Below are 14,555 nucleotides of genomic sequence, written 5' to 3'. Positions count from 1 at the left end.
CGCGGCCGTCAGCGCCCCATCACGGCGTCGGGAGGTGCCGCCTGCGCGGGCCCCTGCTCGTCGGCGCGCGGCGGCGCCGCGGGCTTCGCGGCGGGCCGCGCCGCCGATGCCGGCGCGGGGGAGGCGGCCATCGGGACCGCGTTCTGCGCCTGCGAGCGCGCGGCGTTCGCCTCGAGGCCCGCGAGCATCTGCTCGGCGCGGTCGCCGTAGCCCTTCGCGGAGCGGAGCGCGAGCAGCAGCTCCCGCGCCTTGCCCGTCTCCCCGGCCGCCTGGTAACACCGCGCGGCCTCCCACATCGCCGCGTGCGCGGCCGGCGTGCCCGGGTACTGCGCGCCGACCTCGTCGAGCTTGCCGACGGCGGCCGCGCAGCCCGACGTCCGTTGCAGCGCCTGCGCGTCCCGGAGCGCCTGCCTCGCGCCGTCCTCGGGGGCCGCTGCCCCGCGCGCGCTCTTCTCCTTCGCCGCCTCCGCCGTCGGCCTGGGCGGCTCGCTCGCCTTGGCCTCGGCCATGCGCCGGCCGTCGCCCTCGTCCGCCGGCGCGGTCAGGGCGGTCGGCGCGGGGGCGCTGGGCGGCTCCTGATGATCCGACGCAGGCTGGCCCCACTCGGTGACCCGCACGGGGGCCACGCCCGTCTTCGGCCGCAGCAGCAGCAGGCTCGAGCCGATGACGAGCACGAAGAGCGCCGCCATCGCCAGCTGCGGCCGCATCGCGTGGCTGCCGGCCCAGGCCAACGCGCGGAGCGCCTTGCGCCGGAACGGCGTCTTCTTCTGCGCGACCTCGACCGCCTCGAGGATCCGCGCCTCGAGCTCCTCGCTCGGCTCCTCGAGCGGCAGCGGACCGGCGTCGCGGGCCGCGCGCAGCCCCGAGAACGCCGAGGCGCACCGGGCGCAGCTGTCCATGTGGCGCTTCATGGCCGCATGCGTCAGCTCGTCGAGCTCGTCGTAGAGCGCGTCCATCACGTGCTGGTCGAACTTCTCGCAGTCCATAGACAGCTCTTCCGGCGCGCTAGCGCAGCGCCCTCGCGTAATCCTCGTACTCCGAGAGGGCCTCCTGGAGCCGCTCCAAGGCGTAGCGCATCCGGCTCTTCACCGTGTTCTCGGGCACCCCCACGATCTGGGCGATGTCCTTGAAGGGCACGTGCCCGATCTCCCGGAGCAGGAAGACCTCCCGCTGCTCGTGCGGGAGGCCCTCCACGGCGCGGACGATGAGCTGCCCCATCTCGGCCCCGATCGCGACGCGGTCCACCGCGGCCTGGGGCGCCGGGTCCGCGGTCCGCTCGCCGAGCGTGGGGCCGTCGCCGTCGCCGGAGCCCTGGTCGAGCGACGGGTGGCGCCGGAGCGACATCTTGCGCAGGTGGTCGATGCAGACGTTGCGCGCGATCGCGTAGGCCCACGTGGTGAACCTCGCCTCGTGCTTGAAGTCGGAGGCGCTCTGCACGATCTTCACGAACACATCCTGCACCAGATCCTCGGCGACCGCAGGCCCGCGGACCTGCCGCAGGATGAAGTTGTAGATGGGCGTCTTGTGCCGCCGGACGAGCCCGGCAAACGCCGCGCGGTCGCCGCCCTGAAAACGCATCATCAGGGCTTCGTCGGTGACCTCCTCTCGAGAAATCGGGACCATCCTAGCTCCCGGAGCGGCCGAGCCTCTGCGGCGCTCCTTCGGCGGCCCGATGGGCGGGGTGTTCGTGGCGACGACCGCGACGTCGGATCGGACGCGCGGCGTGGCTCGAAGATCTGAGGCGCTCTCCTTCCCCTGACACAAGCGCACCTTAGCGGATCCGCCCCCGAGCGAGCGAGCCCCCTTCGCCCGCGTCGATGGGAGGGCCGCTGGCGTCGGGAGGCGCGCCCGCGTTCTGCCCCGCGGCGCCCTCGTGGCAGCGCACCGTCGGCCAGCTGAGGACGCCGCGGGCGCGCGCTGTGGGAAGGCGGCAGCACGTTTTCCTCTGCACGTTTCTGCACTTTTTTTGCATGGTCCGCGCCGCCGTCGCGCCGCCAGCGGCGGGGCGCTGCGCCGGGAGAGCGGAAGCCGCCCAGGTCGTTGCGCTCCGAAGCCCGCCGCCACTAGACTCGCCGGCACCGGGCGTGAGGTCGCCCCCCTCTGCTGACGAGGGTAAAACCACGAGGTTACCTTTCGATGCGACTTATCAGGATGCTGGCTGTGGGGGTGGGGGCCTCGTTCTTGATGGCCGTGCCGGCCTTCGCGCAGAGCCCGGGCGCCGCGTCGGGCAAGGCCGCCGCTCCTGCCGCCTCGGTGGCGCCGGCCGCCTCGGCGCCCGCGAACGCAGCGCAGGCCGCCCCCGCGACGGGCGCCGCGGCTGCATCGCCCGGCACCACGGCGGCGCCGGCCGCGGGCGCCGCCGCATCGCCCGGCGCGACGGCGGCGCCGGCCGCGGGCGCGGCCGCATCGCCCGGCACGACGGCGGCGCCGGCCGCATCGCCCGGCGCGACGGCGGCGCCGGCCGCGGGCGCCGCCGCCCCGGGGATGGATGGCCCGACGTACGCGGTGCGGCTGCGCGATCTGGAGCAGCGCATCGACGAGCTCAAGGAGCAGATCCGCCGCAGCCATACGCGGCTCTCGCTCCTCAGCGACACGATCCTCTCCGGCGGCGGCGCCGGCTCGCGCGCCTCGATCCGGTTCAACAACGAGCTGTCGAGCGCGTTCCGCGTGACCCGCGTGCTGATCGTCCTGGATGGCGCCGTCCAGTACAACAAGACCGATCAGTCGGGCGCCCTGGCGGAGCAGACCGAGATCCCGATCTTCAACGGCTCGGTCCCGCCGGGGGATCACACCCTCCAGGTGCTCGTGAACCTGCAGGGCAACGGCTACGGGGTGTTCTCGTACCTGCGCGGCTACCGCTTCGAGGTGCGCTCCAGCCATTCCTTCACGGCGGTCGAGGGCAAGACGATCAACCTCCAGGCGGTCGCCTTCGAGAAGGGGGGCGTCACGACCCCGCTCGAAGAGCGCCCGGCGGTCCGTTTCGTCGAGAAGATTGTGAGCGGCCTCTCGGACGCTTCCGGGCAGCCGGCCGCCGCCGCTGGTGGCAAGTAGGTTCGAGCTCGTTAGGACAAGTCGCCATGACCTGGGACTCCGGATCGCGGGTTACCCCTGCCTTGCTTGGCCTGCTCCTGCTCGGCGCGGCCACGACCGCGGCCCCTGCCGACGCGTGGGCCCTAGACAGCGAGCGCGCCTACACGAGCGCCTCGCAGCAGATCAGCAGCGTCTCGTCCGGGCTGGGCGCCATCCAGTCGGCGATCCAGAAGTCCCGCGGCGAGCAGCGCACCCCGGAGCAGCGCATCGCGGACGCCGTCCTGCTGATGGGGTCCAGGGACTACGAGCGCGCGGCCAACGTGCTGAACCAGGTGGTCGAGAAGTACCCCGACCATCCGACGGCCTTCCCGGACGCGCTCAACCTGCTCGGCGAGACGTACTTCCGCTCGAAGCAGTACCTCTCGGCCCGCCGGGTGTTCCAGCGGATCGTCGCGAGCGGCGCCGAGCCGCGCTTCGCCGCCTACCAGGAGAAGGCGCTCGGCCGGCTCGTGGACATCTGCCTCCGGATCAAGGACTACGACGCCCTCGACGCCGTCTTCGCCTCGATGAACAACGTCCCGTCCTCCGCGGCGGGGAGCGCCCTCTCGTACGCGCGCGGCAAGGGCCTCTACGTGAAGAGGGACTTCGCCGGCGCGAAGGCGGCGCTCGGCGCGGTCGACCCGCGGAGCGAGTACTTCCACCAGGCGAGGTACCTGCTCGGCCTGATCGCGGTGAAGGAGGCGACGCCCCCGCCGGAGCCGCTCAAGGAGGGCGACGTGCCCCCGGCGGTGCCCAAGACCCGCTACGTCGCCGCGATCGACCTGTTCCAGAAGGTGACGCAGCTGCCGGCCGACACCCCGGAGCACCGGCGCGTCATCGATCTCGCGTGGCTCGCGATCGGGCGGCTCTTCTACGAGGCCGACCAGTGGGCCCAGGCCGTGCAGGCGTACGGCCACATCGATCGCGTCTCGCCCGAGTTCGGGACCATGCTCTACGAGCTCGCCTGGGTGTACGTCCGCCTGGGCGACGTGGATCGCGCCCAGCGATCGCTCGAGATCCTCGCCATCGCCGAGCCGGACAGCCAGAACATCGCCGACGGCTCGCTGCTCCGCGGCGACCTGATGCTGCGCGCCGGCCGGTTCGAGAAGGCGCTGAAGGTGTACGAGGGGGTGCGCGCCACCTACGACCCGATGCGCGCGCGCGTGGACGCCTTCCTCGGCTCGACGAGCGATCCCGCCGTCTACTACGACAAGCTGAGCCAGGAGCAGCTCGAGGCGCTCGACACGAACGCCTCGCTCCCGCCGCTCGCGGTCCAGTGGGCGCGCGAGGCCGAGGACGGCCCGGCCGCGTTCGCGGTCATCGACGACATCCACTACTGCCGCGAGCTGATCAAGCAGTCGAACGAGCTGATCGAGAAGCTGAACGCCGTGCTCAGCTCGCCCAACCGGGTGCGCGCGTTCCCGGAGCTCAAGGCGGGCGAGGAGAAGGCGCTCGCGCTGCTCAACCGGGTCGCGCTGGCGCGCCTCGCGCTCGGCCAGGGCATGGACGACGTGGAGGACGATCCGCTCTCGGGCGAGATCGGCAGCGCGCGCGCGCGGCGCCGCGCGCTCGAGAAGCGCCTCTCGCGGGTGCCCGTCACCGACGCCGATTTCCAGGACCGGGAGGCGCAGGCGCTCAAGCAGTGGAACACCCAGTCGCAGCGCCTCCAGCAGCTGACGCTGCAGATGGACTCGCTGCAGGCGACGATCAACGGGCTCCGGCGGCTGCTCCGCGAGGGGCCGCACGCCGGCGTCGTCCGGGATCCCGCGAGCATCGCCCGCTTCGAGCACGAGCTCGCGCAGAACGAGCGCGACCTCGCGCTCTACCGCCAGCAGGCGGACGCGCTCCGAAAGCAGGTGAGCGCGGGCCGGGTCCAGGTCGGCTTCGGCGATCAGCGCTTCATCGAGGACGCGCAGACGCGCAAGGCCCACCGCGACGCCCTGACGCGGGAGGTCGAGCTGGCCGCGGCGGGCGCCGGCGGCGCGGATCTCGCGGCGTACGCACAGCGGATCGCGCCGTTGCTCCGGTCCGGCGATGCGGCGGACGCGAGGGTCGAGGCGGCGCTCCGCGAGATCGAGGGCGAGGTCGCGCAGAAGTCCTCGGGCCTCCGGCAGATCGTCAGCCGGGAGACGGCGAGCGTCGTGCACTACTCGGTGCAGCTCGACGCGCTCGACCGGGAGGCGCGCCTCGTCGTCGGCGAGGTCGCGATGCGGAACTTCGGCCTCGTCCGCGACCGGCTGAAGAACATCATCCTGCGCGCCGACGTCGGCATCACCGAGGAAGCCTGGGAGGTCCGCGAGGAGCAGATGACGCGTGTTCGCAGCCTGCAGGTCGAGCGCGCCCGTGAGGATCGGGTCCTCAAGGAGGAGCTCAACGAGGTCCTCGACGACAGCGGCGATCCGGAGGATGAGAAGTGAGCAACGAGCAGGGCGGCGCGAGCGCGCCGCAGATCGCTGATGCGTCGCGCCGAGGGGCGCAGATCCTCGGACCGGCGGGGGCGCGCGGCCCGCTCGGCGACGTCGTGAGGACGAGGCGCCGTCGCCCGCGCGGCGCGCTCGGGGTGGCCAGCCTCGCCTTGGTGCTGGCGGTCGCGCCCCTCGCGCTCTCCCAGCCGGTCGCCCAGCCCGCGCCCGCGCCGGCGGCCTCCGCCACGCCCGCGCCGACGACCGCCGCGCCGGGGGCCGCCGCGCCGGCTCCGCAGACCGGAGCCGCCCCTGCGCCGGCGGGCTTGCCGCCGGTGCAACCCTTCGCGCCGCCGATGTCCGTCGGGCGCAAGCAGGCGCCGCCGCCTCCTCCTCCGACGCCCGCCCAGCTCGCCGCGCTCGCGGCGCTCGAGAAGGAAGCGGCCGCCTACGAGAAGGCGGCCCGCGACTACCGGAGCGCCATCACCCGCATCGTGCAGCACCACTACGAGGACAGGCGCCGGCGCATCCTCTCGTCGCTCGACCGGGAGATCGAGACGGAGCGGAAGGGCCTCCGCGACGCCCGGGAAGAGGCGATCCGTAGGCTCGAGGCGTTCGTCCAGCGCTACAGCGGCCCGAACGCTCACCCCGAGAACACGCCCGACGCGATGTTCCGCCTGGCCGCGCTCTATGAAGAGCGCGCGCGCACCGACTCCGACGCGAGCGAGGATCTCAGCGTCGCGCTGCTCCCGGCCATCGCGCTCTACAAGCGCGTCATCCACGAGTTCCCGCAGTACCGCGAGCTCGCCGGCATCTATTACTACCTCGGCCACGCGCTGAACGACTCGGTGCGATTCCCCGAGGCGCAGCAGGTGTGGCGCTCGCTCGTCTGCCACAACAAGTACCCGTACCCCGTCGCGCCCGACCCGAAGGACCCGACGCGCGACACCATCGGCAAGCTCCCGCAGGACCACGACGCCGACTACTGGACCGGCTGGGAGGCGCGCCACCCGACGCCCATCGGCCCCACGCCGGGCCGGGCGGCCCAGCCCGCCCGCAGGCCCGCGCGGGGCAAGGCCCCCGTCGTCGAGGACGAGACGGGCTACATCGATCCCTACCCCGACGATTGCCAGCCGATCCCGCAGAAGACGGCGCTCGGCGCCGAGCCCCGTTACGTCGCCGAGGTCTGGTGGCAGATCGGCGACTACCACTTCAACGAGATCGACCGCGCCGGCGGCCCGTTCAACTACAACAGGGCGGGGTCGGCGTACCGTCAGTCGATCCAGTACAAGAAGCCGCCTGTCCACGGCGTCGCGATGTACAAGCTCGCCTGGACGTACTTCAAGCAGCAGCGCTACGAGACCTCGGTACGCCAGTTCATCGAGCTGCTCCGCTACACCGACGAGCAGGAGAAGCTCACGGGCGATCCTGGCGCGGATTTCCGGGCGGAGGCGTACACCTACATCGCCGGCTCGCTCACGTACCTCGACTTCGTCGGCCCCGGGCCGGAGGAGCCCTACATCCCGCGGAACGACGTCCTCGACATCGAGACCGACCCGCGCATGGCCGAGCAGAAGATGCGGATCGCGATCGAGCGCGTCCAGGATCCCAAGCTGATCCCGCAGGATCAGAAGTGGACGGTCGAGATCTACAAGGCGCTCGCGCTGGAGTTCAAGGAGCTCAACCAGTATCGGAACACGATCGAGGTGAGCGAGATCATCCTGCAGAAGTGGCCGATGCACCGCGACGCGCCCGTGATCCAGAACCAGATCGCGGACATCTACGACACGCTCACGTCGCAGTCGCGCGAGGGCACGGCCGAGCGGGCGATGAACTCGGCCAAGGCGCTCGAGGCGCGGACGAAGCTCGCCCAGTACGTCGGGATGACGCCGTGGGTCGAGGCCAACAAGGACGATCCCGAGGCGATCCAGACCGCCGAGCGGCTCGTGCGCGGCGGGCTCCGCCGGGCCGCCGCCGATCACACGAACGCGGGCAGCGCCCTCGTGCAGCAGGCGCTGACGATCGAAGAGAAGGAGACGCGCGACCCGATCTTCGAGCGGGCGCTCGGCGAGTATCGCCTCGCCGCGCAGGGGTGGGCCGGCTACCTGGCCCAGGACGAGAACGCCCCGGACGCGTACGAGAGCCGGTACTGGCTGGCCGACGCGCACCACATGGTCGTCGTGATCACGGTGGCCATGGATCGCTCGCCCACGCGGCAGGAGGTCGAGCTGGCGAGGAGCTCTGCGGTCGGCGTGCGCGACTCGAACGAGGACGACAAGTACCTGCAGCCCGCGGCGTACATGGTGGTCGACACCGCCCACCAGGCGCTCCTCGATAGGCACAAGCTCTTCCAGCGGACGAAGGGCGCCGAGGGGCTCGAGCCGCGGGAGAAGGTCAAGATCGTCGGCGAGGGCGACGAGCAGCGCGTCGTCACCGAGCCGCTGCCCCCGGAGGTCCAGGCGGCCGTCACCGCGCGGGACGAGTACATCCAGCGCGTGCCCCCCGCGCTCGACGCCCCGAAGAACATCGATCTCTACGCGTTCCAGGCGGCGGACTACTACTTCCTCTACGGCCAGTTCGCCGAGGCGCGCAGGCGGCTCGAGCCCATCTACGACGCGCAGTGCGGCAAGACCGAGTTCGGCTACAAGGCGTGGGAGCGGCTCACGACGATGTCGAACCTCGAGAACAACGTCGAGCAGAGCCGCAAGCTGGCCGAGGCGGCGCTCACGCGGAGCTGCGCTGTCAGCGAGGAGCAGAAGCTGAAGGAGGGCGACATCGCCCGGCCGACGATCTCCCGCGGCTACTACCTCGACGCGGCCCGCGCCTTCGAGAAGGCCGAGAAGATGCCGGACGGCCCGGCGCGCGTCGCCGCCTGGCGCGAGGCCGCGGCGCTCTACAAGGTCGCGCTCGAGAAGGCGCCGGCCCGCGACGAGGCGCCGGAGGCCGCCATGAACGGCGCCTACTGCTACAAGCAGGTGGGCGACTACGACCAGGCCATCGCGATGTACTCCCTGTTCATCAAGGAGTACGGAAACGAGGAGAACCTGGCGAAGCTCGAGAAGGGCGACCCGGGGGCGAACCCGCCGAAGAACCCCGATCCGAAGCGCTACGCCGAGCGGGTGAAGTACCTGAAGCAGGCCTACGACGCGCTCTCCGCCGCGTACGTCCTCTTCTTCAACTACCGCAGCGCGGCCGAGACCTACGACACCATCGCTCGCAACACGCGGTTCGAGCAGGCGGCGCGCCGGGACGCGGCCCGGAACTCGGTGCTGCTCTACGCGAACATCGGTGAGCGCGACAAGATGACGGCCTCGCGCGCCACCTTCATGAGCCTGAACCCGCCCCCCGAGCAGAAGGCCGACATCGACTTCCTCGTCGCGTCGGCGGACCTGAAGGCCTGGGACGAGCAGGGGCCCGACGAGGGCCCGAACCGCGCCGCGCGCACCAAGGCCATGCAGTCGATGGAGGCTTATTACGCGGCCAACAAGAACAACCCGGCCGCGAGCGGGTATGTCGTCCAGGCGGCCTACCACGCGTCCAAGATGCGCGGCGCCGCCGGCGATCCGAAGGCGCGGGAGTGGTGCAAGAACACCATGACGTCGTTCACGTCGTTCCGGAGCTCGGCGGCCGGCGACAAGAAGGCCCTCGGGTCGGTGCAGGCCGACATGGCGGCGGAGTGCGCCTACAAGGCCATCGAGGACCGCATCAAGGCCGAGTTCGACTACGACACGGGGCACCACCGCTACGAGGGGGTCATCGATCAGGTGAAGCGGGCCTTCGAGGCCGACATCGCCAAGGCCAACGATCGGTACTGGAAGGAGCTCCAGGAGGTCATCACCGCGTACGAGTCGCGGCCGTGGTCGGTCGCCGCGCGCGCGCGGCAGGGCTCGCTCTACGACTCCTGCCGCACGGGCCTGTACAACGCCCGCCCGCCGGGCCTCCGGCTCTACACGGACAAGGAAGAGAAGCTGCTCAAGCTCGCCGAGACGAGCGATCGCGAGGATCTCCAGGAGACGGCCGACGCGCTCCGGCAGAACCGCCGAGAGCAGTGGCGCGCGGCGCGCGAGCGGCTCCTCAACGACGCCGACAAGGCGATGGTCAAGTTCTACGTCGAGTCCGTCGTCTGGGCGAAGGCGTGGAAGGTGCGGAATCCGGCGGTGGACTATGCGATCCAGCGGCTCGCGTTCTTCACGGACATCCTCGGCGACGCCAAGCTCCGCGAGTGGAGCCAGGGGATCATCGATCCCGAGACGAAGCGTCCGTTCGAGTACAAAGATGGCATCTTCCTCCGGACGCGGCCCGGCATGACTCCGCCGCTCGCCCCCGACGGCCTCCCCCTGCCCCTGCCGGTCGTGCCATGAAGCGCCGCCTCTCCATCAGCCTCTTCGTCAGCCTGCTCGCGGTCGTGTCGCCGTTCGCCCTCGCGTCCTGCGGTGAGGAGGCGACGCCGCCGCCCAAGGCGCCCACCCGCCCCGTGACCGGCCCTGCTGGCGCGGCCCCGCCCGTCCAGGCGCCGTACGGCATGAACGACGCGCCGAGCTCGATGCGGCCGTACGACCAGCCTGCCCCGGGGGCGCCGGTGGCCATGAACGCCCGCGCGGCGACCATCTACCAGGGCGGCCTGCAGGCGTTCGCGAACGGCGACCTCGCGAGCGCGAAGGCGCAGTTCACGCAGGCGACGCAGGCCGATCCGCGCGCCCACCAGGCCTTCTACTCGCTCGGCGTGGTGCAGGAGCGGCTCCGCGACGAGGGCGCCGGCGCGAGCTACCGCCAGGCGTTCACGCTCGTGCCCGACTACGAGCCGGCCATCGTCGCGTACGCGATGCTCCTCGCCCGGAAGGGCCAGCTCGGCGAGGCGGAGCGGCTCCTCAACGAGAAGCGCGGCCAGATGCCGAAGTCGGCGGCCGTCGCGGCGACGCTCGCGGAGATCAAGTCGCTCCAGAGGGACACCGGCTCGGCCCAGCGGCTCGCGCAGGAGGCGCTGAAGATCAACCCGGACTACCGGCCGGCGATGGTCATCATCGCCCGCGATCACTACAGGAACCGGCGCCTCGATCTCGCGCTGTACGCGCTCCAGGCGATCCTGGACGGGTTCGAGCCGGTCAGCGAGAACCCGCCGCGCGACAGGGACAACGCCGAGGCGCTGCTGCTCCGCGGCCTGATCTACCGGGAGCAGGGGCAGCGCGCCGCGGCGCTGGAGGAGTTCCGCAAGGCGGTGACGCGCCGCCCCGATCTCGTCGAGGCGCGGGTGCAGCTCGCGACCTACCTGCTCGAGGCGGGCAACGCCCAGGAGGCGCTGCCCCTCCTCGAGGGCGCCGTCCGCTTCGACGCCGAGCACGTGGCCGCGCACCTGAACCTCGGGGACGCCTACCGCCTGCTCGAGCGCTACGCCGAAGCGAAGCGCGAGTTCGACTGGGTGCTCGCCCGGAACCCGAACCTGCCCCAGGTCCACTACGACCTCGGCCTGCTGTACCTGTTCGCCCCGAGCGTCCCCGGCATGACGCCCAAGCAGCAGGTGGCGGAGGCGATCAAATCGCTCACGCGGTTCCAGGAGCTGCGCAACAAGGGCCAGCGCGACGACTCGGAGGAGCTCCTGAACCGCGCCAAGCTCAAGGAGGGCGAGCTCAACGCGGCTGCGGCCGCGGCGCAGCCCGCGGCTCCGCCAGCCGCCGAGGCGGACGGGGGCGTCGCCGACGCCGCGACCGACACGTGAGGGAGACCATGAGCATGTACAAGGCACTTGCGCTGGGTTCGGTCCTGCTCGCGATCCTCTGCCACGGCGAGCGCGCCAGCGCGCAGGAGAAGGGCAAGCAGCGCGGGGTCATCACGCTCGCCGAGGTGACGATCACCGGCCGCATCCAGAAGCCCATCGCGGCCGTCGACGTCAGCCGGATCCAGCCGAAGCTCACGCTCGCCGAGCTGCGCCAGCCCTTCCTGGACCGCATCGAGCAGGCGATCTTCAAGGAGCCGTTCTAGTGCCTCGGGCCGGAGATCTCGCCGGATTTCCGGGCGCGCATCGCGGGCGCTAGGCGGCGGCGTGTCCGCCGCGCTCTTCATCGCGCTGTCGATCGCGGCGAGCGGCGCCTGCGCCGCGATCTCGTGGAAGCACCCGGCGCAGGTCGCGCGCGCGACGGGCGGCGACCTGACGGCGCTCGCGCGCTCGCTCCGCGCGCTGCCCGCCGAGGCGCGGCTCTCCGAGCTGGCGAGGCGGTCGCCGCCGGAGAGCTGGGAGCGCCGGCTCGCGCTCGAGGTCATGTCCGCCGCGGACCCGCGCGCGAAGATCGCGGCGGCGAACGACCTCCTCGCCGAGCTCGAGCAGCGGCTCGACGCGGGCGCGGGGTGGCCGCGCGCGGCGGCGCGCCTCTCGGCGCTCGCCGCGCTGCTCCTCGCCACGATCTCTTTCCTCGCGCAGGCCGGGCCCTCGGCCATCGCGCTCGTCCTGGTCGCGGGCGCCGCCGGCGCGATCGCGTCCGCGGCGGCCGGGCGCGCCGGCCGCGCCGCGGCCTCGCGGACGCGCGAGGCCGTCGACGCGCTCGTCGTCGTCGCAGTGGGCCCGCTCGACGGCGCTGCCGGAGCTCCCCGCGCGCCTCGCGCATCACCGCGGCGAGCGCGCCGCGCGCCCCCCTGAGCGCGGCGCGCTCTCCTGGACCGCCCCCAGCTGTCCGTGTACCCTCGCGGGCTGTGGTGCCCTCCGCTGCGCAGCGCTCCTTCCGCGGATCCAGGCCCGGGGCCCGCCGGGCCCTCGGGCGCGGCTCCGCCCGCCGCGCGCGACCGGCGTCGGCCCCTGCGTCGTCCCCTCTCTCCCGGAGCCCTTTGGAATGACCCAGCAGCACCCGCACCCCACCCCGTCGCGCCCCGGCCAGCCCGGGCAGATGACCGCGGTCATGCGGGCGGTCGCACCGGTGACCGGCCCGAAGGTCCTCAGGATCGGCCTGGTCCAGGGGGGAAAGGTGATCGAGGAGCGCGTCATCAAGCAGCGCACCCACGTCAGCATCGGGCCCAGCGAAAAGAGCATGTTCGTCATCCCGAGCAAGAGCATCCCGCCGAGCTTTCGGCTGTTCGAGCTCGTGGGCGGCGAGTACTTCCTCAATTTCCTGGACGGGATGACCGGCCGGGTCGCCTTCAAGGCCGGCGTCTCGGAGCTCTCCGCGCTCAAGTCGTCTGCCAAGCGCGTGGCCGTGGGCAATGCCCAGGCCTATCAGGTCCAGCTCAGCGAGGAGGCGCGCGGCAAGATCGTCGTGGGGGAGACGACGTTCCTGTTCCAGTTCGTCGCGCCGCCGCCGGTGCAGCCCAAGCCGCAGCTGCCCGTCTCGGTGAAGTCGGGGATTGCGAACGACATCGACTGGACGACCACGATCATCGCCGCGTTCTCGTTCCTGTTCCATTTCGGCGCCGTCGGGTCGATCTACTCCGACTGGATGGATCCGGTCGTCGACGATGAGGTCGATGTCGCGGCGCTGCTCGAGTCCGTGAAGCAGCTGCCCCCGCCGCCGGTGGTCGAGCAGCCGAAGGAGAACGCCGAGGCGCCGGCCGCGACGGCGGCGCCGACCGCCGAGGCGCCCAAGGCCGCGAGCGGCGGCGGGAACAAGGGCGCGGCTGCCAGCGCGGGGAAGGGCTCCGGCGGGATGAGCGACGCCCGCGCCTCGGCGCTCACCAACGAGCTCGCGCAGCTCGACATGCAGATGCTGGGCGCGCTCAACTCGAGCGGAAACGCCACAGCCAGCGTCCTGAGCTCCGGCGATGTGCCGACGGGCCTCCTCGAAAACGCGGCCGCCTCCGGGTCCGGCGTCGGAAAGGGGGGTGTGGCGGGATTGAACATGGGGGGCGCCGGTGGGGGCACCGTGCGACCTGGCGCCGCCGGCGGCGGCGGTCTTGCGACCATCGGCAACACAGGGACCAGCGGTCCGGCGACCGCCGGTTCGGCGCAGCAGGTCAAGGGACCGGTCGGCAACGCCCAGGTGGGCGGGGCCGCGGTCTCCGGCGGGAGCGTCTCGAACGCGCCTTCCGTCGTGGCAGGGATGACCGCTGGGTTCCGTCGTTGCTACAATAAGGGGCTTCAGGAGGACCCGAGCATGAAGGGGTCGGTCCGGATCACCGCGAAGATCGGCCCGAACGGCGAGGTGCTCTCGGCGACCCCCTCCGGCGGCTCCGGCCTGTCCGGGACCGTGGTCTCCTGCGTGGTCGCGCGCGTCCAGAGCGCGCAGTTCGCGCCGCCCGAGGGCGGCGGCGCGACGGTTGTGATTCCTGTCACCTTCGTGAGCCAATAGGCCCGACGCCACCCAGATTCGTGGACAAGACGCAATCCTCCCCCTTCGCCAGAACGTGAATGGCGTGATGCCGTCGCGCATCCAATGGGGAAAAACCTGGTACGGGGCCTCCCGACAGGTCGAGCTGCTGGCCGTTCGGCATGTTCATTGCGTTTTGACAACCACGTCTGCCCGCACTTATACTGCGCGGGCCTGACTTCGGAGGCTTCGATGAAACGTGAACAGATCCCCGGCTTCGCAGCAGTTGCGCTGGTCTCGGTCGTCATCGGCCACGGCATCGCTGCTGCGCAGGCGCAGACGGCGCCTCCGCCGGATGCGTCCGCGGGCCTCGCGCGGCAGGTGACGCTCTCGCCGGCCGAGCAGCTCGCGCAGAGCGAGACCTTCCTCGCTCGGATGGATGGGGCCCGGACGTCCGTTCGTCGCCAGCTCGAGACGGCCCGTTCGCAGCGAGACGTCGTGAAGACGCTCTGCTTGAACGACAAGCTGAATCAGATCGACGTCGCCATCCGCTCCGCCCGCGAGCGGCGGCAGGGCCTGGAGCTCGCCGTGAATCGGCGAGACGCCGATCTCTCCAATCACGAGTTCACGATCCTGACGGTCCTGCGCCAGCGCTCCGAGCAGCTGACGGCCGAGGCCAACCAGTGCATTGGCCAGGAAGCGGGCTATATCGGCGAGAGCGCCGTCAAGGTCGATATCGATGAGAACCTCCCCAAGGAGGATCCTTCCGAGTATCCCGTCAGCCAGATCATCATCGAGCCGCCTGCGTGCAGCAGCTGTTTTCGGTAGGCGACCGCCTCTCTCGGATTGCCACTGCCCA

10 protein-coding genes are annotated in these 14,555 nt (G+C 71.7%); 8 read left to right on the top strand and 2 right to left on the bottom strand.

Annotated elements, in window-relative coordinates:
- Positions 1 to 8 precede the first annotated feature (8 nt).
- Together WMF20_RS34830 and WMF20_RS34825 are read right to left on the bottom strand one after the other, a co-directional pair.
- Complete coding sequence (locus WMF20_RS34830) at positions 9 to 986, bottom strand: zf-HC2 domain-containing protein (RefSeq protein ID WP_437606126.1); 978 nt, start codon at positions 984 to 986, stop codon at positions 9 to 11.
- A gap of 19 nt (positions 987 to 1,005) precedes the next feature.
- Positions 1,006 to 1,623 carry an RNA polymerase sigma factor gene (locus tag WMF20_RS34825; RefSeq protein WP_129578376.1) on the bottom strand — a complete coding sequence of 206 codons (618 nt, stop codon included), beginning with the start codon at positions 1,621 to 1,623 and terminating at the stop codon, positions 1,006 to 1,008.
- A gap of 513 nt (positions 1,624 to 2,136) precedes the next feature.
- Here WMF20_RS34825 and WMF20_RS34820 point away from each other — a divergent pair.
- The 8 genes from WMF20_RS34820 to WMF20_RS34785 all read left to right on the top strand — a co-directional run bounded on the left by WMF20_RS34820 (position 2,137) and on the right by WMF20_RS34785 (position 14,524).
- A complete protein-coding gene (locus WMF20_RS34820) occupies positions 2,137 to 3,051 on the top strand; it encodes a hypothetical protein (RefSeq protein WP_437606125.1) in 915 nt (304 codons plus the stop codon).
- A 26-nt stretch (positions 3,052 to 3,077) separates the two neighbouring features.
- Complete coding sequence (locus WMF20_RS34815) at positions 3,078 to 5,486, top strand: tetratricopeptide repeat protein (RefSeq protein WP_437606124.1); 2,409 nt, start codon at positions 3,078 to 3,080, stop codon at positions 5,484 to 5,486.
- The gene (locus WMF20_RS34810) at positions 5,483 to 9,832 is read left to right on the top strand and encodes a tetratricopeptide repeat protein (RefSeq protein WP_437606123.1); all 4,350 of its coding nucleotides are present in this window, start codon (positions 5,483 to 5,485) and stop codon (positions 9,830 to 9,832) included. Before WMF20_RS34815 ends, WMF20_RS34810 begins: the two co-directional genes overlap by 4 nt.
- Positions 9,829 to 11,184 (top strand): tetratricopeptide repeat protein, encoded by a 1,356-nt coding sequence (locus WMF20_RS34805; protein WP_437606121.1) that lies wholly within the window; start codon positions 9,829 to 9,831, stop codon positions 11,182 to 11,184. Before WMF20_RS34810 ends, WMF20_RS34805 begins: the two co-directional genes overlap by 4 nt.
- A gap of 14 nt (positions 11,185 to 11,198) precedes the next feature.
- The gene (locus WMF20_RS34800) at positions 11,199 to 11,447 is read left to right on the top strand and encodes a hypothetical protein (protein WP_020738965.1); all 249 of its coding nucleotides are present in this window, start codon (positions 11,199 to 11,201) and stop codon (positions 11,445 to 11,447) included.
- Positions 11,448 to 11,508: 61 nt separating this feature from the next.
- Entirely contained in the window at positions 11,509 to 12,099 is a 591-nt protein-coding gene (locus WMF20_RS34795; protein WP_437606120.1) for a hypothetical protein, read from the top strand.
- A 190-nt stretch (positions 12,100 to 12,289) separates the two neighbouring features.
- Positions 12,290 to 13,738 (top strand): AgmX/PglI C-terminal domain-containing protein, encoded by a 1,449-nt coding sequence (locus WMF20_RS34790; RefSeq protein ID WP_437606119.1) that lies wholly within the window; start codon positions 12,290 to 12,292, stop codon positions 13,736 to 13,738.
- Positions 13,739 to 13,885: 147 nt separating this feature from the next.
- Positions 13,886 to 14,524 (top strand): hypothetical protein, encoded by a 639-nt coding sequence (locus WMF20_RS34785; protein WP_437606118.1) that lies wholly within the window; start codon positions 13,886 to 13,888, stop codon positions 14,522 to 14,524.
- Positions 14,525 to 14,555: the final 31 nt, after the last annotated feature.

It is taken from the genome of Sorangium sp. So ce834, from assembly GCF_051521425.1.
Taxonomy (GTDB): Bacteria; Myxococcota_A; Polyangia; order Polyangiales; family Polyangiaceae; genus Sorangium; species Sorangium cellulosum_D.
Note: the sequence above shows the minus strand (reverse complement) of the source record. Positions and strands in the feature narration are given on the sequence as shown.

What these genes read in the sequence shown, in the direction of transcription:
- WMF20_RS34790 (WP_437606119.1), top strand. Translation starts at nt 12,290, where the DNA reads ATGACCCAGCAGCACCCGCACCCCACCCCGTCGCGCCCCGGCCAGCCC.
- WMF20_RS34800 (WP_020738965.1), top strand. Translation starts at nt 11,199, where the DNA reads ATGTACAAGGCACTTGCGCTGGGTTCGGTCCTGCTCGCGATCCTCTGC.
- WMF20_RS34820 (WP_437606125.1), top strand. Translation starts at nt 2,137, where the DNA reads ATGCGACTTATCAGGATGCTGGCTGTGGGGGTGGGGGCCTCGTTCTTG.
- WMF20_RS34830 (WP_437606126.1), bottom strand. Translation starts at nt 986, where the DNA reads ATGGACTGCGAGAAGTTCGACCAGCACGTGATGGACGCGCTCTACGAC.
- WMF20_RS34825 (WP_129578376.1), bottom strand. Translation starts at nt 1,623, where the DNA reads ATGGTCCCGATTTCTCGAGAGGAGGTCACCGACGAAGCCCTGATGATG.
- WMF20_RS34805 (WP_437606121.1), top strand. Translation starts at nt 9,829, where the DNA reads ATGAAGCGCCGCCTCTCCATCAGCCTCTTCGTCAGCCTGCTCGCGGTC.
- WMF20_RS34815 (WP_437606124.1), top strand. Translation starts at nt 3,078, where the DNA reads ATGACCTGGGACTCCGGATCGCGGGTTACCCCTGCCTTGCTTGGCCTG.